Here is a 23,303-nt window from a genome sequence, read left to right on the forward strand (position 1 = left end):
ATGGGTTTTCCGATGCACGAGGATCATGGCCTCGAGGAAATGGCCGAAATCAACGTCACGCCCTTCATCGACGTGACGCTGGTTTTGCTGATCGTTTTCATGGTGGCGGCGCCGCTGGCGACGGTGGACATTCCGATCGATCTGCCCGGTCAGACCGCGCCTGCCTCCCCGCGCGAAGAAGCCCCGGTGTTCCTGACGCTGACGGCGGAAAACGTGCTGATGCTCGGCGACGCCCCGGTGCCTGCCGCCGGGTTGGCGGCTGCGCTGGAGCAAACCACGGGGGGCGACGCGGAAACACGGCTCTATCTGCGGGCCGACAGCGCGGTGCCGTACGGCGCGTTGATGGCGGTGATGGATGATCTGCGCGGCGCGGGGTATCGCAAGGTGGCGCTGGTCGCGCTGGAAAAATCCGGGGGCACGCCGTGATCCGGGCAGCGGGGTTGGGGTACTGGCTTGCCGGCGCGGTACTGGCGGTTTCGCTGCACGGGGCGACCGTGCTGGTGCTGACCCCCAAGGCGCCGCCAGCGACCCCGCCTGCACCCGATGGCGGTTTCGTGGTCGAACTGGCCGAGATCGAAACGGCCCGGCCGGATTCGGCCCCCGACCTGTCCCTGGGCGAAGACATGCAGGCGCAACAAGCCGTCGCGGCCACGACCGAAATGCCCGAGATGGCGCCGCCGCCCGAACCGGACCCGGTGCCCGAAGACATCGCACGCCCCGATCCGGTCCCCGACCGCCGCCCCGATCGTCCGGCCCCGCCACGGCAACCGGCCCGGCCCGAGATCTCCGAAAGCCGCACCACGCACATGGTCGCCGCAACGCAGGACGTCGTGAACCGCGCCAAACGTCAGGCCGTCGCGCCCCGCAAGCCCGATCCGCAGGCGGTGTCGGCATGGATGCATGCGCTCGAACTGGCCTTGCAGCGGCACAAGCAATACCCCGAAAGCGCCCGCCGCGACCGTGCCGAGGGGCGGGTGATCCTGCGGCTGGCCTTGGGGGCCAAGGGCAACGTGGTGAACGTGTCGGTTCTGTCCAGTTCCGAGTTCGAACTGCTGGACCAGGCGGCGCTCGACCTGGTCAACGCCGCCGGTCCTTTTCCGACCCCGCCGGCATTGGGGGCAAATGGCCAGCTCAGGATTCGCGTCCCCATCGATTACGCGCTGAAATAGGCGATACCGGCGACGCTGCCCCGATCGCTTCGGCGCCGCGCGAACGCGAAGCCCGAGCCCTTTAGGGGCGCGGTTCAGTCCTTCCTTTGCAGCGCGATCATCATCAGCGCCAAGGTGGACGATCCGATCATCAGCAACAGCGACACCGCGTTGAGCAAGGGCGTCGATCCTTCTTTCATCCGGTCGAACATCGCAATGGTCAGCGGCGCGTCCGATCCGACCAGCATCAAGGTCGTGTTGAAGTTCTCGAAGCTCATCAGGAAAGCGACCACGAAGCCGCCGATCAGCGCCGGCAGCAGGAAGGGCAGGGTGATGGTGCGCACCGCGGTCAGGTGGCTTGCCCCGAGGTTCAGCGCGGCTTCTTCCAAAGAGCGGTCGAATTTGTGCAGGCGGGCGGACACCACCAGGGTCACGATGGTGGTGATGAAGGAAAACTGGCCCAGGATGACCAGCGGCAGGCCGGGGCGCAGGGCTTCGATGTCCCAGCCGATGGTTTCCTCGATCCCGTTGGCGGCGGTCGAGGAGAAAACCAGGATCGAAATGCCAAGCACGATGCCCGGGATCACCAGCGGCAGCAGCATCAGCATGTAGAAGAAGCTTTTCAGCCGGAATTCGTAGCGGTTGAACAGGAACGCGTTGGTCGCGCCCAGCACCACCGACATCAGCGACACGAAGAACGCGATGAAGGCCGAGTTACCGAGCGCGCGCAGAATGGGGCGTTCGTGGAACACGCCGATCATCGGGCGTTCGCTGCCGAAGAACCAGGCCAGCGTGCCACCTTCCCAGGGCAGGGAAGGAAACTGGCTGTTGTTGAAGGCGAAGACCGACACCACCACGAGCGGCAGCGCCAGATAGAGGAAGAACAGCGCCACGTAGGCACGATAGCTGTAGCGGACAAGGCGGGGTTGGCGGATAGTCGGGATCATCTGTTACCCCATCGTCTTTTCAAGCGTCTGACCGGACAGTTTCAGCGTGCCCCAGACAATGATCGAGGACAGCAACAGCAGCATGAAACCGAAGGCCGCCCCGAGTTCCCAGTTGAAGCGCACGATGAACTGCGAATAGATCAGTTCGGTGAACCACAGGCTGTCCTTGCCGCCCAGCATGGTCGGGGTCAGGTAGTTGCCCAGCGACAGCATGAACACCACGATCGACCCGGACACGATGCCCGGCATGGCGTGGGGGATGACGATTTCGCGCATCACCGACATGCCGTTGCCGCCAAGGTCGTAACCGGCCTCGATCACGCTGTCGTCGAGGCTTTCCATCGTGGTGATCAGCGGCACCACCATGAACAGCATCGAGGTGTAGACGAGCCCGACCATCATGGCGACGTCGTTATACAGCATCTCGACCGGCTGATCGGCCAGGCCGACCCATTGCAGCAGGTTGGAAAACACGCCGGTTTCCCGCAGCAGGATCATCCAGCCGAAGGTCCGCACCAGTTCGGACACCCAGAACGGCACCAGGCACAGCAGGAACAGCGCCGATTGCAGCCGCCCCTTGGCGATCTTGGCGATGTAGAAGGCGACCGGGAACCCGATCACCAGCGTCAGGGCGGTGGCCAGAACCGACATCAGCGCGGTGCGCGCGAAGGTCAGCATGTAAAGCGGTTCGCCGAAAAACGTCAGGTAGTTGGCAAGGCTGGTATCGTATTTGCCCACGCCGATGCGTTCGCGGATCGAGATCAGGAACATGTCGATATGCGGGATGATGATCAGCAGCCCTAGCCACAGGACAAGCGGCGTGAACAGCAGGATGAAGCCCAGTTTCGATCCCGCCCGCATTACTGATACACCTGTGTGAAATCTTCCGAGGCGGCGAAGCTGTTCGCCTGTTCGCCCGACCATCCGAAATGCAGCGTGTCGCCACGCCCGACACCGGCGAATTCGCCGGATTGCGGCAGCGTCACCTCGATTTCCTCGCCGCTTTCGGTCTTGAGGATCAGGCGGCTTGCGGCACCGTTGAACAGCAGCGACGCCACCGTCCCGCTCATCTTGTTTTCGAACTGCGCCAGGTCGTCGGCGGACCGGCTGATGCGGATCGCTTCGGGCCGGACATAGATATCGGCGGCGTCGCCGACCGACAGGTCGCGGCGATGGTTGTTGCCGGTCATCGTCAGCCCGGCCTCGGTGATGATCTGAAGCTGCCCGGCCTTGGCGCGGGTCACTTTGCCCCGCCACCGGTTGCTGTCGCCGACGAATCCCGCGACGAAGGCGCTTTGCGGTCGATAGTACAATTCCTGCCCGGTGCCGACCTGTTCGAAACGGCCGTGGTTCATCACCGCGATCTGGTCGGACATGACCAGCGCTTCGGACTGGTCGTGGGTGATATAGACGAAGGTCGTGTCGAAGGCGGCCTGCAGCGTCTTCAGTTCGACCTTCATATGCTCGCGCAGCTTCAGGTCGAGCGCCCCCAGCGGTTCGTCCAGCAGCAGAACATCGGGTTCCAGAACCATGCAGCGGGCGATCGCGACGCGCTGTTTCTGGCCGCCGGACAATTCATCGACCTTGCGCTGTCCGATATCGGGCAGGCCGATCCGTTCCAGAACTTCGCCGACCTTGCGGGTGATTTCGTCCTTCGCGACGCCCTTGCGGCGCAGCCCATAGCCGATGTTTTCGGCGATATTCATCATCGGGAACAGCGCCAGATGCTGGAACACCATGTTCACCGGGCGCTTGTTCGGCGGAGTGTCGAGCACCGAACGTCCCTTGATCCGGATGTCCCCCGAGGTCGGGTCGATGAAGCCCGCAACCATCCGCATGATGGTGGTCTTGCCGCAACCCGAGGGGCCGAGAATGGAAAAGAAGGACCCGGCCGGAACCGAGAATGATACATCGTCCACCGCGGTGAAGGCATCGAATTTTTTGGTCAGGTTCTGGATTTCAAGATCTTGGGGCGTCATGCAAAGCTCGATCAAATTCGTCACCCCCGAACCAGCGGTCCGGGGGTGATCGTTGGTGGTTATCGTGGAAACTGACGGGTCAGTTGGCGGCTTTCACGCGGTCAAGCGCGGCGCCTTCGATCATTTCAAGCCCGGCGGGAACCGGCGGGTACCACTTGATGTTGTCCACGGCCTCGGGCGGGAAGCTCGCCTGATAGCGGGCTTTCAGGTCGGCCGAAACGTATTCGTCGGCGCCTTTCGAGGCGGTGAAGTTGCCCGCCGCGTCGGTGATCTTGGCGGCGATTTCCGGGCGCATCACGAAGTTGATCCAGTCGTAGGCCGCATCGTCGGCTTTGCCCTTGGCGGGCAGGACGAAGGTGTCGATCCAGCCCAGGGCGCCGGAGGCGGGCGCAACGAAGGTGATGTCGGGATTGTCGGCATTCAGTTTCCAGCCGCCGGTATCCCACGCCATCGAGGCAACGACTTCGCCCGAGCGCAGCAGCCCCATCAGTTCGTCGCCGCCGCCCCAGTAGGTTTTGACGTTGGCCTTGCAGTCGATCAGCTTGGCTTCGACCTGATCGATGACTTCCTTGTAGGCCGCTTCGTCACCATAGGCGGCGAACGGGTCCAGCCCCATGGCATAGCCGAACCCGATCAGGGTCGGGCGCTTCAGGCGATAGGACACCTTGCCCGCGACGTCGGCGTTACACAGGTCGGTATAGTCCTTCACGCTGCCGGCCTTGGCGGTGTCGACGACCAGGCCCGAGGTGCCCCAGACATGCGGCACGCCGTAAACTTCGCCATCGACGGTGGTATTGGTCTTGGTCGCTTCCAGCATCGATCCGATGAACTGGCCGGCGTCGATCTTGCTCAGGTCGATCGGCTTGTAGATGCCGAATTCCGCCTGCGGGCCGGCGATGCGGTCCTGGCTGGGCTGGGCGAGGTCGAAACCGCCGCCACGGGTGGCGCGCAGCTTGGCAATCATTTCCTCGTTGTTGGAAAGGGTTACTTCGACGGTGTGGCCGGTTTCTTTCTCGAACATGGCGACGACGTCTTCAGGCGCATAACCGCCCCAGGTCAACAGACGCAGCGTGTCGGCTTGGGCGGCGCCCGCAAGGCCGAGTGCGGCAACACTGACCGTCGACAGCAGGCGCGCGGCCTTCTGGTAGATGGATTGCATGATTACCTCCAGGTGGTTTCCCTGTTTCGGTCATGATCTGCGCGATGCAAATCCATAAGCCGTCACAAGGACTTGTGAATTAAAGTTGTCCAATCAGTCAAACTATTACGATGTCAGATTCGCTTGTCAATTATGTAACAATATGGGGTTACGGCAGGTAAACTTTACCATGATGTTGCTGGGCGCGCGCATTTTGCGGCCCTTGGCGACAGGACCGCGATGTTGATGACCACCTCGGTCTGCGGGATCGGTTCGCGCGCTTGACAGGCGCATGGGCGACATCAAAACGGTTCCGGTTTCGCGCCGCCCAAGGCCGAAATATCAGTTCAGAAGTGCAGCGATTCCACCCTGCGCCGCGCTGCCTTCGGTCAGTCCATGCACCTTTTCCATGATCGATGCCGCGTCGATGCCGTGGTGGTGGTAGAGATCGCCGATCGTGCCGGTCTGGCCGAAATGTTCGACGCCCAGTGGAATCGTCCGGTGTCCCGCCACGGCGCCAAGCCAGGACAGGGTCGCCGGATGGCCGTCGATCACGGTGATGATCCGGCAATGCGGTGGCAGGTCCTGCATCAACCGTTCGGCATGGGACCGGGCCCCGGCATTGCCGCGCGACCGGGCGCGTTGCGCCGCGGTCCAACCCGCATTCAGCCGGTCGGCCGATGTCACCGCCAGCACGCCGATATCCTTGCGGTCCTCGGCAAGCAGGCCGGCGGCCTTGATCGCTTCGGGCGCGACGGCCCCCTGATAGGCGATCAACACCTCGCAATTCGGCCCCGGTTTGCGCAGCCAGTAACCGCCGTCGATGGTACCCTGGCGGAACGTGTCGTCGGCGCGCTTGCCCGGCTGTTCGATCGGGTTGGTGGTCAGCCGTAGGTAGACGGATCCGCCGGTTTCGTCGCGCAGCCATGTGCGTTCGTCAGGGTCACCTGCGCCGTCGCGTTCCAGGTAATCGAACGCCCATTGCATGATTGCCGCCAGTTCGTCGGCAAAGGCCGGTTCGAACGCGGCCAGCCCATCCTGACTCATCCCGATCAGCGGCGTGCCGAGCGATTGGTGTGCACCGCCTTCGGGCGCCAGCGTCACCCCCGAAGGTGTTCCGACAAGCAGGAAACGCGCGTCCTGGTAACAGGCATAGTTCAGCGCATCGAGGCCGCGGGCTACGAACGGGTCATAGACGGTACCGATGGGGATCAGGCGCTTGCCGAACAGGCTGTGCGACAGGCCCGCCGCGCCCAAGAGCAGCATCAGGTTCATCTCGGCGATGCCCAGTTCGATATGCTGGCCCTCGGGGGCGAATTCCCATTTCGCGGTCGACGGGATGCGGTGTTCGATGAACGCGTCGGCCTGTTCGGTGCGGGCGAACAGCTTGCGGCGATTGACCCAGGGGCCAAGGCTGGTGGTGCCGGTGACATCGGGCGATGTTGTCATGATACGGTCGGCAAGTGTGCTGTCGCCCTTGGCAATATCGTCCAGTATCTTGCCGAAAACGGTTTGGGTCGATACTTCGCGGTTGGTGTCGAAGTCGATATCGGGCACCGCGATCCGGTCGTCGTGATAGCGACGGATCCCTTTAGCGAAGAACGGCACCTTAGACAGGAAATCGCGCAGCGTCGCCGGGTCGGGAACGGTTGCGAACGGATCCCATTCCTTTCCTTCGGGCACGCCCATATGCGCCTGCCATGAGGCGAATTGCGTCGTGTTCATCAGTCCGCCGTGATTGTCCTTGTGCCCGGCAATCGGCGTGCCCCAGCCCTTGATCGTGTAGGCCAGGAAACAGGTCGGGCGGTCATGGTCGATCGCGGCGAAGGCCTCGGCCATCGTTGCCACGCAATTGCCGCCAAGGTTTTCCATCAGCGCCGCCAGTTCGTCATCGCTGCGCCGCTCGATCAGCGCCGTCACTTCACCCTGATCGCCCAGATCGTCCAGCAACCGCTTGCGCCAGACCGCGCCGCCCATGAAGGTCAGCGCCGAATATTCCTGGTTCGGGCAGGTGTCGATCCAGTCGCGCAGCTTGTCGCCGCCCGGTTCGGCAAAGGCCGCGCGCTGCAACGCGCCGTGTTTCACCCGCACCACGTCCCAGCCGAAGGCGTCAAATATCTTCTCGATCCGTTCGAACAGGCCCTCGCGCACGATCCCGTCCAGCGACTGGCGGTTATAGTCGATGACCCACCAGCAATTGCGCAGGTCGTTCTTCCAGCCCTCCTGCAGGGTTTCATAAATATTGCCTTCGTCCAGTTCGGCATCGCCGACGAGCGCCACCATCCGGCCCATCGGGGCGTCCGCGCCCCACGGTTTTGCCGCGATATAATCCTGTACCAGCGACGCAAACGAGGTGATCGCCACGCCAAGCCCGACAGAGCCGGTGGAAAAATCCACGTCGTCGATGTCCTTGGTGCGGCTGGGATAGGATTGCACCCCGCCGAAGCCGCGGAAATTTTCCATGTTCTCGCGCGTCTGGTTGCCCATCAGGTATTGCATCGCGTGGAAGACCGGGCTGGCATGCGGTTTTACTGCCACCCGGTCCTCGGGGCGCAGCGCCGAAAAATAGAGCGCCGTCATTATCGACACCATCGAGGCCGAACTGGCCTGATGGCCGCCGATCTTGATGCCGTCCACCTTCGGCCGGATATGGTTGGCGTGGTGGATCATCCAGTGCGACAGCCACAGCAGGCGCTGTTCGATGGTCTTGAGGTGTTCGAGATCGGCGGTCATGGCATTTCCCCTATTCGGCGGCGTGGCGCATGTTGCGCGGCAAGGCCTGTTGCAGGTCGGCAATGATGTCGGCGGCGTCTTCCAATCCGACCGACAGGCGGATCAATCCGTCGCTGATCCCGTGCGCGGCGCGTTCCTCGGGCGTATAGGTCGAATGCGTCATCGAGGCCGGGTGCTGGATCAGCGTTTCCGCATCTCCCAGAGAAACCGCACGCCCGATCATATTCAAGCGATTCATCATGTCCTTGCCGGCCTCGATCCCGCCGCTGAGCTCAAAGGCGATCATCGCGCCGGGCTTGGCCATCTGGCGCTGGGCGAGGTCGCGCTGGGCGAAACCGGCCAGTCCCGGGAAATGGACGGGGCCGATCGCGGGATGCGCGTCAAGCCATTCGGCGACAGTCTGCGCCGTGGCGCAGTGCCGGTCCATTCGCAGCGCCAGCGTCTTCAGTCCGCGCAACAGCAGCATGGCGTTGAACGGCGCCATCACCGCGCCGGTCATGTCCTTCATGCCGACCAGCCGGATATCGGTGATCTGATCCTGCCGCCCGACAACAAGCCCCGCCACCAGGTCGCCATGGCCGCCAAGGTACTTGGTCGCCGAATGCAGCACGATATCCGTGCCCAGTTCGATCGGGCGGGTCAGGTAGGGCGTCGCATAGGTGTTGTCGACCAGCACCTGCGCGCCGTTTGCATGGGCGATATCGGCGACGGCGCGGATATCGACCAGCCGCATGTTCGGATTGGCCGGGGTTTCGAAATAGACCACGCGGGTTTTGGCGCTGATGGCGCGGCTCAGGTTGTCCGGGTCGGTTAGGTCGACATGGGTGATGGTGACGCCCCATTTCGCCAATCCATGCTGCATGAAGGCGAAAGTGCAGCCATAAAGCGTTTCGTCCACGATCGCCTCGTCGCCGGGGCTGAGCAGGGTCCACAGCGTCGCGGTAATGCCCCCCATCCCCGAGGACAGCGCCAGCCCGGCCTCGGCGCCTTCGAGATCGGCAATGCGGCGTTCCAGCAGATCGAGCGTCGGATTGGAAATGCGCGAATAGATATGCCCCGGACGATCGCCCGCGAACATTTCGCCGCCCGCCTCGGCTGTTTCAAAAGCGAAGGTCGAAGTCAGGTGCAGCGGCGGCGTCAGCGCGCCTTCGTTCTGCAGTGGATCATAGGCGTGGTGAATGGCCCGTGTGGCAAAGCCCTTTGAGGTGTCGTTCATGGATTTCCCTTTCCGGTGATGACGTCATGCTGTCACGGGGGAAGGGGCGAAAGGTTGCGAATAATGCCAATATTGGTTTACAAATTGGAAGAAAATGCCAATGAGAGTGATTATGGATAGAAAAGATCGCCAGATCATCCGCATGCTCCAGCAGGACGGGCGCATCACCAATCAGGATCTTGCCGCGCGGGTGAACCTGTCGCCGTCGCCCTGTCTGCGCCGGGTGCGCAACCTTGAAGCCTGCGGCGCGATCCAGGGCTATTCCGCCAATGCCGATCCCGAACTCTACGGATTGCCGGTCACGGTATTTGTCCGCATCCGGCTGGAGAGCCACAACGAAAAGGACGTCCAGCATTTCGAAAGCCGCGTCAGGGCGATGGACGAGGTGCTGGAATGCCACGTGATGACCGGGCAGACCGATTACCAGCTGCGCGTCGTGGTTGCCGACCTCAACGATTACGAAACCTTCATTCGCAACCGCATCCATCCGATCGGCTGCATCGCGTCAATCGATACCAGTTTCGTTTACGGCACCGTGAAGAAAACCGCGGTGTTCCCGGATCTGGGCTGATGCGACGCGGGCGCACCGCCTCGATGTCGGTCTGGGGCGACGTGCTCCCGTTTTCGTCAACTGGCTGATTTCAACAGGTCGGTGACATGCGCAGGGCCGACAGGGCGGATGCCGGTGGGGTTCAACGCCTTGATCGAATAATAGCCGCGCGTGATGTGATCCATGTTCACCGTTTCGGCGACGCCGGGCAGGGTCAGGAACCGTTCCAGATAGGCCGACAGCCGGGGGTAATCCGCGATTTGCCGGAGATTGGTCTTGAACAGCCCGTGATAGGCGGCATCGAACCGGATCAGCGTCACGAACAGCCGCAGATCGGTTTCGGTCAGACGGTCGCCGAAAAGGTATCGGCTGGTCAGCCGCTGTTCCAGTTCGTCGAGCATCGCGAAGACGCCCGCCACCGCCTCGTCATAGGCCTGCTGCGATAGTGCGAAGCCTGCCTTGTAGACGCCGTTGTTCAGCTGATCGTAAATGCGGGCGTTCAGCGCGTCGATATCCGCCCCGATATCGTCGGGGTAGAGGCGAAGATCTGAGGGCGTCAGATGTTCGAAGGCGGTGTCGAACATGCGGATGATATCGGCGCTTTCGTTGTTCACCATCACGCCGCGCTGCGTGTCCCACAGGACCGGCACCGTGGCGCGGCCGGTGAAACCACGATCTGCGCGGGTATAGATTTCGTGCATGTAGCGGGCCCCAAAAAGCGGGTCCTCTTCGGCACCGGGGTAGCCGCTGAACTGCCAGCCCTGATCGGTCAGCTCCGGATTTACCACCGTCACCGGGATCAGCGCGTCCAGACCCTTGAGCTTGCGCGCGATCAGCGTGCGCGATGCCCAGGGGCAGATCAGCGCGACATAAAGCCGGTAGCGCCCCGCTTCCGCCTTGAAGCCGCCTTCGCCGGTGGGGCCGGGGCTACCATCGGGGGTGATCCAGTTGCGAAAACTCGACACTTGGCGCACGAAGCGCCCTTTCCCGTCGGCTTCCTGCACCGGTTGCCAGTTTTCCACCCATTTGCCGTTAACGAGCACTGCGCTTTCTCCTCAGGCCGGGTGGAACACGAAGGACCGCATTGATACCGATCCCAGGTCGATATCGTCGGTCATGAAGGTCAGGTCGTCGCGCCCATCCGACGCGCCGGCAATGGTGAGCGTGGGCAGGTAGTGATCCACCGACGGATGCGCCATCCGAAGCAGCGCGCCGAGATTTTCCCGGTCCGACAGCGCGGTAAAGTCGCGGTCGGTCAGCTTGTCGGCAAAAAGCGTGTCGAATTCGACCGCAAAATCAAGAGGTTTGCCGCCGGGGCGCATGGCGCGCAGGTTGTGCACCACGTTGCCCGACCCGAGGATCAGGACGCCCCGGTCGCGCAGTTCGGAAAGCGCCGCGCCGATTTCAAGCTGGTAGCCGAGCCCGCGCGACATGTCGATCGAGATCTGGAACACCGGCACGTTCGCCCCCGGATAGAGGAACTTGAGAACCGTCCAGGCGCCGTGATCGAGGCCCCAGGTGCTGTCTTCTTCGGCGTGATGGCTGGCCAGCAGCGAAACCACCTCGCGCGCCAGTTCCGGGTTGCCCGGCGCCGGGTAGTCCTCGCGATAGAGTGCCTCGGGGAAGCCGTAGAAATCGTGGATCGTGCGCGGCATCGCCGACACGTCGACAAGGGTCGTGTCGCGGGTCATCCAATGGGCCGACACGACGAGGATCGCCTTCGGGCGCGGCAGGCTGCGACCCAGATCGGCCCAGGCGCGGCTGAACCCGGTGTCTTCGATCGCGTTCATCGGGCTGCCATGACCGAGGAACACCAGCGGCATGCGGTCGGTCGGCGAAAACCGGTCGCGTAGGGCATGCAGGGCTCGGGCAGTGCTCATTGGAAAACTCCTTGGGGCAGGGACGGGCCGCCCGAAGGCGGCCCGTTTTGTCAGGCGAATTGGCCGAGTGCTTTTTGCAGGACCGGGATGCGCAGCGCACAGGCGCCGCTTCCGAGCAGGGCGACGGCGGCCTGAACAACGACCCAGAACAGCGGGAATTCCCAACCGCCGCCTTCGCTCGAGAATGTCCAGCCATTGCCGGCATGGGCCCATGTCGCGCCAAGCAGCACCGGGATCAGCGCCAGCGAAACGAGCCGGGTCGCCACGCCGAGGATAAGGGCCGCGCCCCCCGCCAGTTCGGCCAGGATGGTCAGGTAAGCGAACAGGGCCGGCAGGCCGAGGCTTTCGAAGTAACCGACGGTGCCCGCGATGGTGAAGACATTCACCTTCAGCAGCCCGTGGGCAAGGAACAGGGCGCCGCTGGACACGCGCAGAGCGGTCGCGGCGTAGTCGGCATTGGAATAGTTCGTGGTCATCTTTCTTTCCTTTTTCTCGCCGCGCCGTGGCGGCAGCTATCCTGCGGCCAAATTAGAACTTGCAATTAATCAACAAAATGACGATTTTGTAGAATGACTATCCCCTTAATGTTCTGAATGTCTGCCGATGGATATCGTTGATGAACTCAAGGCATTCGTGGCCACCGCCCAGACCGGTTCCTTCACCGCCGCAGCGGACCAGCTTGGCGTTTCCAACCGGCTGACGTCGAAATACGTGGGCGCGTTGGAAGCGCGGCTCGGGGTGCGGCTGTTTCAGCGTACCACCCGCAAGGTCGGCCTGACCCCCGCTGGGGAGGACCTGTTGGCGCGCGCGCCGGCGCTGCTCGACGAACTGGACGATATGCTGGCCGGGGTCGCTGAGGGATCGCGCAGGTTTACCGGCGTCATCCGCATTTCCGCGCCCGTCACCTTCGGGGAAATCTATATCGGTGCGATGCTGGGCCGGTTTGCGCAACAGAATCCGGGACTGACCTTCGACCTTCGGCTCAGTGACGGCTTTGTCGATCTGGCGAGCGAGGGGATCGACCTGGCGTTTCGCATGGGGCGGTCGGAAATGCTGTCCGTCAAGGCGCGCAAGCTGGGCGAGTTCCGCTCGATCGTGGTGGCAAGCCCCGGCTACATCGCCGCGCATGGCGCGCCCGACACACCCGAAGAGCTTCAGGATCACAGCTGCATCGTCGATACTAACCGGCGAAACCCGCGAAGGTGGGTCTTTTACCGGGGAGGGGCAGAGCATCCGGCCAACGTGCAGGGGCGGTTCCACGTGAACTCGGCCCGGGCCGCGGTCGAACTGGCCGCCGCCGGGCTGGGGATTGCATACGCTCCGCGCTTCGCGATTTGCGACGCATTGCGGGCAGGCCGCCTTGTGCCCGTGATGGGAAATTTCAAAGGCGAAACCGCCCCGATCAGCGCCGCCTATCTCGAAGGGCGCGTGTTGCCCCGAAAGATCCGCGCATTGATCGATTTCGCGCTCGAGGATATCCGCGCTGCCGATGTTCTGTGACGTATGCGAAGCGGCTGCCGTTGTCGCCGGTATTTCCCCGGCAGGGTGGTCCGGCGCGCGGGGCACCGGACCGGGGTCGGATCAGGCGGCGCGACGCAGCGACACCGCTTCGCCGGCGGCGATAAAGAGCCTCTGCGGGTCGCGCACCGCCACGCAGGACGGCTGCGGGAGCGCCACCGCTCCGGCCTTTTCCAGCGCCTTGATCTGGCGCGAAACGGTTTCGAAGGAGAGGCACAGGATCTGACCAAGCTCGACGCGGCTCAGGCGCAGGTCCATCTTGGACGGTCGCCCCTGCCGTTCCCAGAACGACAGGAGCAACGCGGCCACGCGTTCCATCGCCGTCTTGCGCCCAAGCACAACCTGCCATTTGCGTGTCTCGTCAACGCGCTGCTGAAGTTCCCTGAGGTAGTTCATTCGCAACGCCGGGATTTCGTCCATGAGCGCGGCGAAAGCCTCGGGCTCGCAGGATAGCAGTACCGTTTCGCCCATGGCGGTGCGCCGGATCCCGGCAGTTCGAAGGCCGGGCGGGGTGAGCATTTCCCCAGCGAAGGCCAAGCCGAAAAGGCGGCTGGCCCCGTCGGCATCGGTCACCTCCTTGCGCAGGGTGCCGCGCAGGACAATTTCGGCATGGGCTGATCCGGTGCCGGTGCATGGGATGGTATCGCCATCCCCGTAGACGTCCTTGCTGAAGGCTTGCAGGGCCTTGGATTTCTGCCGCGCCGTCAGGCCATGAAACAGCCTTTGGAATGCGGTGCCGGCGTGGATCGGTTCAGCGTGGCCCGGGAACTGCCACGGGAGAGGTATCGCGTTCATCTCGCGTCTCCTTCGCATGAGGGGGCTGCCGCAGTGCGCGGCAGAATGCGGCCAGAGAGAGACTGCGCTTTATGGGATGACCGGGGCGACCGGTGACGCGAGTCCCTGTTCCGACGTCTGTTCGGGAAAGCCGGACACGGGGGGGCGGCGGGCTCAGACGGGAACAGGCGGGGCGCGCGCGCCCCCTGCGTCACCGGCGATCTGCCGGTGGCGGATCTGGTGGCCGGTCAGCGTCTGCTGGTCGGACAGCGACGCGCGCACACCCGGCGCGGCCAGCGTCGGCAACGCGTTCTGCGAACCGAGAGACACCTGCACGCAATGGGGGGCGTCGCGCCCGTTTTCGCGCCCCGCCTCATCGGCCGCCGGGATCGTGCTGCCGTCCTCTCTCAGCCAGACTTCCTTCGGGCCGTGGCTGGTGCAAAGCACCAGTCGCACGCCGTCGGCCCCCGCCTGGCGCATCATGCCGTCGGGGATCGTCCCAAGCAGCACGAGCGCCAGAACAAGCAGCGTCCGGGAAAGGAGGAGGGCGAAACGCATGGTCGCGTCAGCCTCGTCCGCCATGATCGGCGGCAGGCCGGTCAGGCAATGCGGTGCGGCAATCCGCGACGCGGGGATAAAGCGTCATTTCTGGTGTCCATCGGTGGCATCCGGCCGGTCATGGCCGGGACAATCTTTCGGGCGGAGGAAGAGTGTCAGGCCACCGGTGGCGCCCGTGCGGGCCGCGCGGTGTTTCTGGTGAGGGATGACAGGCGGCCCCCGAAAGCAACGGCTGTCGCCGCGGTCGGCGCCGGGATCAGCCGGACGTGGCCGGTTTCACGGTCGGGGAAATGGAACGTCGTCAGCAGACGGCAAGCGTCGCAGTCTTTCCCGGCGCCGTGCTCCCCGGACCCGCCGCAGAGATCGGAGGCGCTCAACCCATAGGCCGCGGCGTAGATTTCGGCCCCGGCTTCGGACGCGGTGGAGAAACGATGCCCAAAACCCGACGTCGCCAGGGCGAACGTCAGGACGCAGAACAGCGCCCCCAGCAGGATTGGCAGTTTCTTCAACATCATGACAGATTAGGTAGACAGCGGCACCCGCTGGAACAAGTGTCCATTCCCCGGTGGGGCGATTTGTCCAGTGCCGGTGAGGGGCGCCGATCCGGGTGCGCCTGAAAAACGCGCGGCGAACGAGGCGCCGCCGTGGACAACAGGCCGCTGAACCGCCCGAAAGGAAACCGGACAACCGGTTTGATCATCACGGTGGCGGTGATTGAAGCGCCACGCCCTCCGAGCCGTTTTCAGACCGGGTGCAAGCAAGAACACCCCGCATGATGACGGGTTGCTTGAGATACTTGCCGGACAGGGCGTGACGCGCGTGGATGCCGGCGGGCGCGTGGTTCTGGAGACCGCCATTTCTTGCGCAAAGCTGCTGTGCCGCTTGGCCTCAAGCCGGTCCGGGTTCTTGTGCGCCCGGTTGAAAACAAAGCCAATCGCCGCCTTTGTTGCAAAATTGGTCGCTGGCCAACTGCCTTTTTTATGCCGAAGGTGGAATATCTGGTCATGTAAAGTGGCCCCGACCGTTCCACGCGGCCCAAGCCGCCCCGAGTTCGCACTTTATATAAGGCCCGATCATATGAAAAAAACCGGTCTTGACGCGACTGATATCCGCATACTCAGCGCAGTGCAGAGCCATGGCCAGATCAGCAAGTCGCGGCTGGCGGAGATCGTCAACCTGTCGCCGACACCCTGCTGGGAACGGCTCAACCGGCTGAAGGCGGCGGGGTTCATCACCGGGTATCGGGCCGATATCGCGCTGAACAAGCTGTGCGATTTCACGACGGTCATCGTCACCGTCTCGCTGGCCCATCATCGCAAAGCCGATTTCGACCGGTTTGAATCCCACGTCCGCACGCTCGATGAGATCGTGGAGTGCATGGCAACCGGCGGGGGCATGGATTACGTCATGAAGGTCATCAGCCCGACCCTGACGACCTTTCAGGAACTGCTGAACAAGCTCTTTTCGGCCGAGGTCGAGGTGGATCGCTACATGACCTATATCGCCGTGCGGCAGGTGAAGACGGGCCATCCGAATCTCGCCAAGCTGCTGGCGCGGCAGGCGTGATAAACTGCGGCGACCGGGTGGTCTGGCTTTGCCACGAATTTTAGCCCGATCAGTCCTCACGATGCCTGTTTTTTAGACCGGGTGCTGAAATTCCCGGCGCTATATCTGGCCTTGTTCAGGGTATTCCACGGCAGCAGGTGCCGTTGGCCAGAAAGGGCGAATGACATGACGCAATCGGAAGACTTCGGGTTTGGCACCCAGATCCGAAAATCCCCCTATTTCGACGCCACCGTTCGTTGGGGCGCTAAGGGATTTTCTGTTTATAATCATATGTATATTCCGCGGGACTTCGGTGACCCGGAACAGAACTTCTGGAACCTCGTCAACGATGCCATCCTGTGCGACGTGGCCGTCGAGAGACAGGTCGAAATCACCGGCCCCGATGCCGCGCGCTTTGTCCAGATGCTGACGCCGCGCAACCTGTCGAACATGGCGATCGGCCAGTGCAAATATATCCTCATCACCAATGCCGAGGGCGGCATTCTGAATGACCCGATCCTGCTGCGGCTGGCGGAAAACCATTTCTGGATCTCCCTGGCCGACAGCGACATCCTGCTCTGGGCGCAGGGCCTCGCGGTAAACTCGGGCCTCGATGTCACGATCACGGAACCCGACGTGTCTCCCCTGCAGTTGCAAGGTCCCAGGTCGGGCGAGGTGATGACGGCGCTCTTCGGCGAGAGCATCATGGACCTGCGCTATTACTGGCTGCGCGAGGTGGAGCTGGACGGGATCCCGCTGATCGTGTCGCGCACCGGCTGGTCCAGCGAACTGGGCTACGAGATCTACCTGCGCGACGGATCCAAAGGCGACATGCTGTGGGAAATGATCATGGCTGCCGGGATGCCGTTTGGCCTCAAGCCGGGTCACACCTCTTCGATCCGCCGGATCGAAGGCGGTATGCTGTCCTATCACGCCGATGCAGATATCAACACCAACCCGTTCGAGCTCGGCTTCGACCGCCTGGTCGACCTCGAGATGGAGGCCGATTTCATCGGCAAGGCGGCCCTGCGCCGGATCAAGGCGGAAGGTGTCAGCCGCAAACAGGTGGGCCTGATCATCGACGGGCCGCCACTGAAGGGGCCGAACACCACCTTCTGGACCATCAACAGGGATGGCGAAACCATCGGCAAGGTCACCTCGGCGGTCTATTCCCCGCGGCTGGAACGCAATATCGCCCTTGCGATGGTTTCGGCGGACTATGCGCAACTCGGGCTGGACGTGGAGGTTGTCACCGGCTCCGGGCCGACCGAAGCAACGATCGTCGAACGTCCGTTCTTCGATCCGAAAAAGAAAATCGCGGCCGCGTGAGCGCGTCGACATTACTCGGGATTCAGACCATGTCCGATCTTTCCATCGAACTGCACTGGCAGCGCGCCACTCCCGTATTGCAAACGGGCCAGTATTCGAACGCGCATACGGTACTTTACAATAACAGCTTCGACGTCCAGGTGGACGCCGCCCCGGACTGGGGCGGCGATCCGGGGAACACCAACCCCGAACAGGCGCTCGCCTCGGCGCTGTCGAGTTGCCACATGATGACCTTCCTGGCGCTCTGTGCCAAGGCGGGCTGGCCGGTGGCGAGCTATCACGATTACGCCGTGGCCCATCTCGGAAAGAACCACAAAGGCCAGATGTCGGTGACGCGGATCGACCTGCACCCGGTGGTGCGCTTCGATACGGGCTTCGACGTCGAAGAGGCCAAGCTGGACGAGATGCAGCATCGCGCGCATCGCTACTGCTTCATCGCCAATTCGCTTGCCGACAGTGTCGAGATCAACATCCTCTGATAGACGAAAGGAGTGCGTTCCGTGCCGAGAAACGACATCCTGCTGCGCGATCTCGACGCAGACGGCATCCTGCGGCTGACGCTGAATGACGTGGCGCGGCGAAATGCCTTGTCTGAGGCGATGCTGACCGAACTGGGCGACGCCATTGCCGAGGCGGGGAACAATGCCTCGGTGCGCGTGATCGTTCTGGCCGCGAACGGGCCGGCCTTCTGTGCAGGACACGATCTGAAGGAAATGACGGCGGGCCGCGCCGGGGCCGATGGTGGCAGCGCCTATTTCACCAAGGTGATGGGGCTTTGTTCCGGCGTCATGATGTCCGTCGTCCATTGCCCCAAACCGGTGATCGCCGAGGTTGCCGGGGTCGCAACCGCCGCGGGATGTCAGCTGGTGGCCAGTTGCGATCTTGCCATAGCGGCGGACACGGCGCGGTTCAGCACGCCCGGCGTGCATATCGGCCTGTTCTGTTCCACGCCGATGGTCGCCCTGTCGCGCAGCGTGACCGGCAAGCACGCGATGGAGATGCTGCTGACCGGTGACATGGTCGAGGCTGCACGGGCCGAGGAAATCGGGTTGGTCAACCGCGTCACCGCCCCAAGTACGCTGACCGACACCTGCATGGAACTGGCCCGCAAGATCGCCTCAAAATCAAGCATGACGCTGGCCGTCGGTAAGCGCGGTTTCTACGCGCAGCGCGAAATGACACTGCCGGATGCATACGCCTACGCCTCTGCCGTGATGGTGGAGAACATGCTGGCGCGCGACGCCGAGGAAGGCATCGGCGCCTTCATCGAGAAACGTCAACCCCAATGGCAGGACGCCTGAAACCATGCACTCGAATCCCTACAACGATGGGCTGGACCGCAACCCGGCGAATTACCAGCCCCTGACGCCGCTCACTTTCCTGGAACGCGCCGCCTCGGTCTTCCCCAACCACACTGCGATCGTGCATGGGGCCCTGCGGTATAGCTATGCCACGTTCTATGCGCGGTCCCGGCAGCTGGCCTCGGCCCTGGCGAAAGAGGGGATCGGACGTGGCGATACCGTGTCTGCGATGCTTGCGAACACGCCCGCGATGCTGGAATGCCATTACGGCGTGCCGATGTGCGGGGCGGTTCTGCATTCGATCAACACCCGGCTCGATGCGGCGATCATCGCGTTTCAGCTCGATCACGCGATGTCGCGGGTCGTGATAGCCGACCGCGAATTCATGCCGCTGATGCAGGAGGCGCTGGCGCTTGCCACGGTCAAACCCCTGCTGATCCAGTACGACGACCCGGAATTCAGCGCGCCGGCAACCCCCGTTGAGGCGCTTGACTACAACGCCTTCGTGGCGGGCGGGGATCCCGAATTCGCATGGCTAATGCCCGAGGATGAGTGGGACGCGATTTCGATCAACTACACCTCCGGCACGACAGGCGATCCCAAGGGCGTCGTGTCCCATCACCGTGGCGCCTACCTGCTGGCGCAGGGCAACGCGCTGACAACCTCGATGCAGAAACACGCGGTTTATCTCTGGACCCTGCCGATGTTTCACTGCAATGGCTGGTGTTTCCCGTGGACCCTGTCGGCCATCGCCGGCACGCATGTTTGCCTGCGGCAGGTGCGGGCCGAACCGATTTGGGAAGCCCTGGCCGAGGAGCGTGTAACGCATCTGTGCGGTGCGCCGATCGTCATGTCGCTGATGATCTCGGCGCCCGAGGCGGTGAAGCGCGATCTCGATCCGACCGTACAATTCTTCACCGCGGCCGCGCCTCCGCCCGAAAAACTGCTGGCCGACATGAAAACCGCAGGGTTTGAGGTGACGCATCTCTACGGGTTAACCGAAACCTACGGGCCCGCGGTGGTCAATGACTGGCATCAGGCGTGGTCCGACCTGCCGCCCGAGGAACAGGCGATCCTCAAATCCCGGCAGGGTGTGCGCTACCTGCCGCTGGAAGGGCTGGACGTGCTCGACCCCGACACGATGTCTCCGGTGTTGCGAGATGGCAAAACCTTGGGCGAGGTGATGTTTCGCGGCAATGTCGTGATGAAGGGGTATTTCCGCAACAAGGCGGCCACCGACAAGGCCTTTGTCGGGGGCTGGTTCCACTCCGGCGATCTGGGGGTGGTGCATCCGGATGGGTATATCCAGCTCAAGGATCGGTCCAAGGACATCATCATCTCGGGCGGGGAAAACATCTCCTCCATCGAAGTCGAAGAGGTGCTTTATCGTCATCCTGCCGTTTCCGTCGCAGCCGTTGTCGCCATGCCGCATGAGAAATGGGGCGAAACCCCCTGCGCCTTTATCGAACCGGCCGAGGGGCAACCTGTGGATGATGCCGTTCTGCGCGCGTGGTGCCGGGAGCACCTGGCGCCCTACAAGGTGCCCGGCCGGTTCGTCTTCATGCCGATACCCCGGACCTCGACAGGCAAGATCCAGAAATTCCTGATGCGCGAACAAGCGCGGGAACTGGTCGGTTGAGCCGGATTTATCCGAGCCATCGCCAGGCTACATGGAACGGTGTCTTTGCCGAGGCTTGGTGCGCAAAGCCGCCGGTGTTCATGCCGCAGCAAACGACCGGTTGCAGCTCGAAGCGGGCCCAGTCGATCGGCCGAAGAACGCGGCATGCGGACAGGTCAGGGGCAGATCCACAAAGGCAGGGCGCCTCAACGGGGCTGGTTTGATCCGCCCGCCTGTCCGGCCAGCCAGCCCAGCGTGACCGCCGAAAGCAGCCCGTTGCCGGACAGATAGCCGCTGTCGCCCGACCCGGACACGCCGCAAGCGGCGCCGCCGACGGCAAAGAGGTTGTCGAACGCCGCGCCTGAACGCTGCAGAACCCGCGCGTTGTCGGGATCGACGACCAGACCGCCCTGGGTATGAAACAGCGCCCCGGTCACCTTGACCGCGGCAAAGGGCGGTTGCAGCGCCGGGCCATCCCATGACCGGCCGAACGCGTCCTCGCCCGATGCCGGGATGTCCGTGATGCTGCGGCTCAGCGCGTCCTCCGGCAGGCCCGTCGTCTCGGCCAGTTTCGACAGGGAGGCGGCCCAGCGGATCGCGCCCTGCGCCTCGGCCTGTTTGAAATCCTCGAATTGGCGGGCGATCGCGGCGATGCGGGCGTCGAAGATCGCGAAGGCCACGCCCTCGGGCTGGGCCAGAACCATGCGGGCGGCTTCGGAATAGCCCTGGGATTCGTTCCAGAACCTCTCACCTTTCAGGTTCACCTGAATACCGCCTTCCATGATCACCGCCCAGGTGATCAGGATGCCGTGCGGTTGGGCCACGTTGCCGTGCCCCTGATACGAGGCCAGATGCCCGGTCTGCGCGCCCAGCTCCTCGCCCCATTGCACCGCCTCGCCACGGTTGCCGTCATGGCCGAACCACAACGCGTCGCGGATATCCGGGATCAGGTCGGCCACCATGTCGCGATTGCCGCCAAACCCGTTGCAGGCCAGGATCAGCCGCTGGCAGGCAATCGTTTCCGACCCGCCATCGGGCCGTTCGGCCCGGACGCCTTGGATCGTCTGCCCCTCGGCGTAAAGCCCCACCGCGCGGCGTTCGCAGATGATGTCGATCCCGGCATTTTCCGCCGCAACGCGCAGCGCATCGACCAGATCGCGGCCCGACCGGCTGGGCAGCCCGTGCATACGCCGCCGCGAATGGCCCGGGTAGTCGAAGTCCGTGACCACGGAAAGGGGCAGGTGATGGGTGTCGGTCAGCCAGTCGATCACCCGCGCCGACACCCGCGCCATCGCGCCCACCAGCCGGGGATCGTTTTCGCCATGCGCCTTGGCTTGGATGTCGCGGGCGAAAATCGCCGGGCTGTCCTCGATCCCCGCCGTGGCCTGCGTCTTGGTGCCCGCCGCCGGGATCAACCCGGCGCTGAGCGCGGTCGACCCCGAAGGCAGCGCATCGGCCTCGATCACCAGCACGTCCTCGCCGCGTTCCGTTGCGGCCAGGGCGGCCACCAGACCACCGGCGCCCGCACCGATGATCAGCGTGCCGACCTCGAGGTCGAAGCGATCGGGCGGGGTCGAAACCTTGCTCACTTGTCCTTACCGTCCAGTTCGGCGCCGATGGCCAGCATTTCGGGGGTGCCGATCACCTCGTTCAGACCGTCGAAATCGAACATCCGGTCCTTGAACGGCGTGTTCGACCCGTTGGCGCGCAGCGAGGCATAGTAATCGGTGGCGCAACGGGCCAGCGCCCGCACGATGCCGCCGGGGAAGATCACGATGTCGAAGCCCAATTGTTCAAGGTCGGCGGCCGATTTGATTGGCGTCGCACCGCCTTCGACCATGTTGGCCAGCAGCGGGATGCGGCCCCGGAAATGATTGGCCACACGGGCCAGTTCGTCGCCGGTGCGCGGTGCTTCGATGAACAAAACGTCGGCGCCCGCTTCGACATAGGCCTCGGCCCGGTCGATGGCGGCTTCGAACCCTTCGACGGCGATGGCATCGGTGCGCGCGATGATCAGCGTGTCCTCGCTGGCGCGCGCATCGGCCATGCCCTTCAGCTTGCCTTCCATTTCCGACTTTGAAATCAGCGTCTTGTCCGACAGGTGGCCGCAGCGCTTGGGATAGGTCTGATCCTCGACCTGCAGCGCGTTGGCGCCGGCGCGTTCGTAAAGCCGCATGGTGCGCTGCGCGTTCAGGGCATTACCGAAGCCGGTATCGGCATCGATCACCACCGGCAGGTCCACGCGGTCGCGGATCAGCGCCATCGTGTCGGCCATTTCGGTGACCGAGGTCAGTCCGATATCGGGACGGCCCAGCCTTGTATAGGCCACGGCGGCGCCGGACAGATACAGCGCCTCGAACCCGGCCTGTTCGGCCAAGGCGGCGGTCAGCCCGTCATAGACGCCGGGCGCGACGAGGATTTCGTTTTGTTGCAGGCGGATCTTCAGGGTCATTTACTTGCCTCCAGCAAAGCGATGGTGTCGTTGCAGGTCATCTGCGCCCCTAGCGATCCAAGCGAAACCAGCGTGGCGTCGTGGACTTCCCGCTTGAAGGCGGCGCAGCCGTCGGTCAGCAGGACGGTGTCGAAATTGCGCTGATGCGCGTCGCGCAGGGTGCTGGCGACGCCACCATTGGTGACGATGCCGCCGATCAGCAGCAATTCGATCCCGAGCGCGTTGAGGATGTATTCCAGCCGAGTCTGGTAGAAGGCCGAATAGGCGACCTTTTCCACCGTGTAATCGGCCGGTTGCAGTTCATCGACCAACTGGTGACCGAATTCACCGGGGGCGAAATCGCCTTTGCCGAGGAACGGGCGCAGCTGTTTCAGATGCGGCGCGATCAACGGTTCGCCTCCCGGTCCGGGGACCAGCGTGAACTGGGCGCTGATATAGATGCCGCCCTTGTCCCGCAACGCATCGCGCAGCGGCGCGATCCGGTCGGGCAGGGCGGTGATCGCCTCCGCCCCCTGACCGGCACGGCCATAGGCGCCCTCGGGATGCAGGAAATCATTCTGCAGGTCGATGGTCAGAAGCGCCGTTTTCTTCGGGTCGATATGCGTGATCTTGCCCAT

The 23,303-nt window shown here is 63.4% G+C and carries 24 protein-coding genes; 9 read left to right on the forward strand and 15 right to left on the reverse strand.

The annotated features are described in order from the left end of the window. Both exbD and IT775_RS21570 read left to right on the forward strand, forming a co-directional pair. A complete protein-coding gene (gene exbD / locus IT775_RS09240) occupies positions 1-426 on the forward strand; it encodes a TonB system transport protein ExbD (protein ID WP_246525430.1) in 426 nt (141 codons plus the stop codon). Next, positions 423-1,169 carry a TonB family protein gene (locus IT775_RS21570; RefSeq protein WP_212700815.1) on the forward strand — a complete coding sequence of 249 codons (747 nt, stop codon included), beginning with the start codon at positions 423-425 and terminating at the stop codon, positions 1,167-1,169. Before exbD ends, IT775_RS21570 begins: the two co-directional genes overlap by 4 nt. A gap of 74 nt (positions 1,170-1,243) precedes the next feature. On the opposite strand, the gene IT775_RS09250 is transcribed toward IT775_RS21570, so the two are convergent. The 6 genes from IT775_RS09250 to IT775_RS09275 all read right to left on the reverse strand — a co-directional run bounded on the left by IT775_RS09250 (position 1,244) and on the right by IT775_RS09275 (position 9,161). Then, positions 1,244-2,095, reverse strand: a complete 852-nt coding sequence (locus tag IT775_RS09250) for an ABC transporter permease (protein WP_212700816.1) — start codon at positions 2,093-2,095, stop codon at positions 1,244-1,246. Between the two features lie 3 nt (positions 2,096-2,098). Next, positions 2,099-2,956, reverse strand: coding sequence for an ABC transporter permease (locus IT775_RS09255; RefSeq protein ID WP_212700817.1), 858 nt, complete (start codon positions 2,954-2,956; stop codon positions 2,099-2,101). Next, positions 2,956-4,074, reverse strand: a complete 1,119-nt coding sequence (locus IT775_RS09260; RefSeq protein WP_212700818.1) for an ABC transporter ATP-binding protein — start codon at positions 4,072-4,074, stop codon at positions 2,956-2,958. The genes IT775_RS09255 and IT775_RS09260 overlap by 1 nt, the downstream gene beginning before the upstream one ends. 79 nt (positions 4,075-4,153) lie before the next feature. After that, positions 4,154-5,233: an extracellular solute-binding protein gene (locus IT775_RS09265; RefSeq protein WP_212700819.1), complete on the reverse strand. Its 1,080-nt coding sequence runs from the start codon at positions 5,231-5,233 to the stop codon at positions 4,154-4,156. A 321-nt stretch (positions 5,234-5,554) separates the two neighbouring features. Beyond that, positions 5,555-7,945: a transketolase gene (locus tag IT775_RS09270; protein ID WP_212700820.1), complete on the reverse strand. Its 2,391-nt coding sequence runs from the start codon at positions 7,943-7,945 to the stop codon at positions 5,555-5,557. Between the two features lie 10 nt (positions 7,946-7,955). Continuing rightward, positions 7,956-9,161 (reverse strand): methionine gamma-lyase, encoded by a 1,206-nt coding sequence (locus tag IT775_RS09275; protein ID WP_212700821.1) that lies wholly within the window; start codon positions 9,159-9,161, stop codon positions 7,956-7,958. 112 nt (positions 9,162-9,273) lie between these two features. Here IT775_RS09275 and IT775_RS09280 point away from each other — a divergent pair, with 112 nt between their 5' ends. Further along, positions 9,274-9,732, forward strand: a complete 459-nt coding sequence (locus tag IT775_RS09280) for an Lrp/AsnC family transcriptional regulator (protein ID WP_212700822.1) — start codon at positions 9,274-9,276, stop codon at positions 9,730-9,732. 56 nt (positions 9,733-9,788) lie between these two features. Here the strand turns inward: IT775_RS09280 and IT775_RS09285 are convergent, their stop codons facing one another. Genes IT775_RS09285 through IT775_RS09295 form a run of 3 tightly spaced genes read right to left on the reverse strand, consistent with a single transcriptional unit; the run spans position 9,789 to position 12,067 of the window. After that, complete coding sequence (locus tag IT775_RS09285) at positions 9,789-10,754, reverse strand: glutathione S-transferase family protein (RefSeq protein WP_212700823.1); 966 nt, start codon at positions 10,752-10,754, stop codon at positions 9,789-9,791. Positions 10,755-10,766: 12 nt separating this feature from the next. Beyond that, entirely contained in the window at positions 10,767-11,591 is an 825-nt protein-coding gene (ygiD, locus tag IT775_RS09290) for a 4,5-DOPA-extradiol-dioxygenase (RefSeq protein WP_212700824.1), read from the reverse strand. Between the two features lie 50 nt (positions 11,592-11,641). Continuing rightward, complete coding sequence (locus tag IT775_RS09295) at positions 11,642-12,067, reverse strand: DoxX family protein (RefSeq protein ID WP_212700825.1); 426 nt, start codon at positions 12,065-12,067, stop codon at positions 11,642-11,644. Positions 12,068-12,194: 127 nt separating this feature from the next. Here IT775_RS09295 and IT775_RS09300 point away from each other — a divergent pair, with 127 nt between their 5' ends. Continuing rightward, positions 12,195-13,091: a LysR family transcriptional regulator gene (locus tag IT775_RS09300; RefSeq protein WP_212700826.1), complete on the forward strand. Its 897-nt coding sequence runs from the start codon at positions 12,195-12,197 to the stop codon at positions 13,089-13,091. An 81-nt stretch (positions 13,092-13,172) separates the two neighbouring features. On the opposite strand, the gene IT775_RS09305 is transcribed toward IT775_RS09300, so the two are convergent. From IT775_RS09305 to IT775_RS09315, 3 genes are all read right to left on the reverse strand, one after another. Further along, the gene (locus tag IT775_RS09305; protein ID WP_212700827.1) at positions 13,173-13,904 is read right to left on the reverse strand and encodes a Crp/Fnr family transcriptional regulator; all 732 of its coding nucleotides are present in this window, start codon (positions 13,902-13,904) and stop codon (positions 13,173-13,175) included. Positions 13,905-14,057: 153 nt separating this feature from the next. Next, positions 14,058-14,465, reverse strand: a complete 408-nt coding sequence (locus IT775_RS09310) for a hypothetical protein (protein WP_212700828.1) — start codon at positions 14,463-14,465, stop codon at positions 14,058-14,060. Positions 14,466-14,596: 131 nt separating this feature from the next. Then, positions 14,597-14,953: a polyketide synthase gene (locus IT775_RS09315; RefSeq protein WP_212700829.1), complete on the reverse strand. Its 357-nt coding sequence runs from the start codon at positions 14,951-14,953 to the stop codon at positions 14,597-14,599. 565 nt (positions 14,954-15,518) lie between these two features. Between IT775_RS09315 and IT775_RS09320 the strand changes: the two genes are divergently transcribed. The 5 genes from IT775_RS09320 (at position 15,519) to IT775_RS09340 (ending at position 20,255) form a co-directional block, all read left to right on the forward strand. Further along, positions 15,519-16,007 (forward strand): Lrp/AsnC family transcriptional regulator, encoded by a 489-nt coding sequence (locus IT775_RS09320; protein ID WP_212700830.1) that lies wholly within the window; start codon positions 15,519-15,521, stop codon positions 16,005-16,007. 165 nt (positions 16,008-16,172) lie between these two features. Next, positions 16,173-17,315, forward strand: a complete 1,143-nt coding sequence (locus IT775_RS09325; RefSeq protein ID WP_212700831.1) for a glycine cleavage T C-terminal barrel domain-containing protein — start codon at positions 16,173-16,175, stop codon at positions 17,313-17,315. Between the two features lie 29 nt (positions 17,316-17,344). Then, the gene (locus IT775_RS09330) at positions 17,345-17,794 is read left to right on the forward strand and encodes an OsmC family protein (RefSeq protein ID WP_212700832.1); all 450 of its coding nucleotides are present in this window, start codon (positions 17,345-17,347) and stop codon (positions 17,792-17,794) included. A gap of 21 nt (positions 17,795-17,815) precedes the next feature. Continuing rightward, positions 17,816-18,616, forward strand: coding sequence for an enoyl-CoA hydratase (locus tag IT775_RS09335; RefSeq protein ID WP_212700833.1), 801 nt, complete (start codon positions 17,816-17,818; stop codon positions 18,614-18,616). A gap of 4 nt (positions 18,617-18,620) precedes the next feature. Continuing rightward, positions 18,621-20,255 carry an acyl-CoA synthetase gene (locus IT775_RS09340; protein WP_212700834.1) on the forward strand — a complete coding sequence of 545 codons (1,635 nt, stop codon included), beginning with the start codon at positions 18,621-18,623 and terminating at the stop codon, positions 20,253-20,255. Positions 20,256-20,440: 185 nt separating this feature from the next. Here the strand turns inward: IT775_RS09340 and IT775_RS09345 are convergent, their stop codons facing one another. From IT775_RS09345 to IT775_RS09355, 3 genes are read right to left on the reverse strand one after another with little or no spacing between them, the layout of a single operon-like run. Then, complete coding sequence (locus tag IT775_RS09345; protein ID WP_212700835.1) at positions 20,441-21,823, reverse strand: FAD-dependent oxidoreductase; 1,383 nt, start codon at positions 21,821-21,823, stop codon at positions 20,441-20,443. Further along, positions 21,820-22,686, reverse strand: a complete 867-nt coding sequence (locus IT775_RS09350; RefSeq protein ID WP_212700836.1) for an isocitrate lyase/PEP mutase family protein — start codon at positions 22,684-22,686, stop codon at positions 21,820-21,822. Before IT775_RS09350 ends, IT775_RS09345 begins: the two co-directional genes overlap by 4 nt. Beyond that, positions 22,683-23,303: a cysteine hydrolase family protein gene (locus tag IT775_RS09355; RefSeq protein ID WP_212700837.1), complete on the reverse strand. Its 621-nt coding sequence runs from the start codon at positions 23,301-23,303 to the stop codon at positions 22,683-22,685. The genes IT775_RS09350 and IT775_RS09355 overlap by 4 nt, the downstream gene beginning before the upstream one ends.

The sequence above is a fragment of the Thalassovita aquimarina genome (genome assembly GCF_018219815.1).
Lineage (GTDB): Bacteria > Pseudomonadota > Alphaproteobacteria > Rhodobacterales > Rhodobacteraceae > Thalassobius > Thalassobius aquimarinus.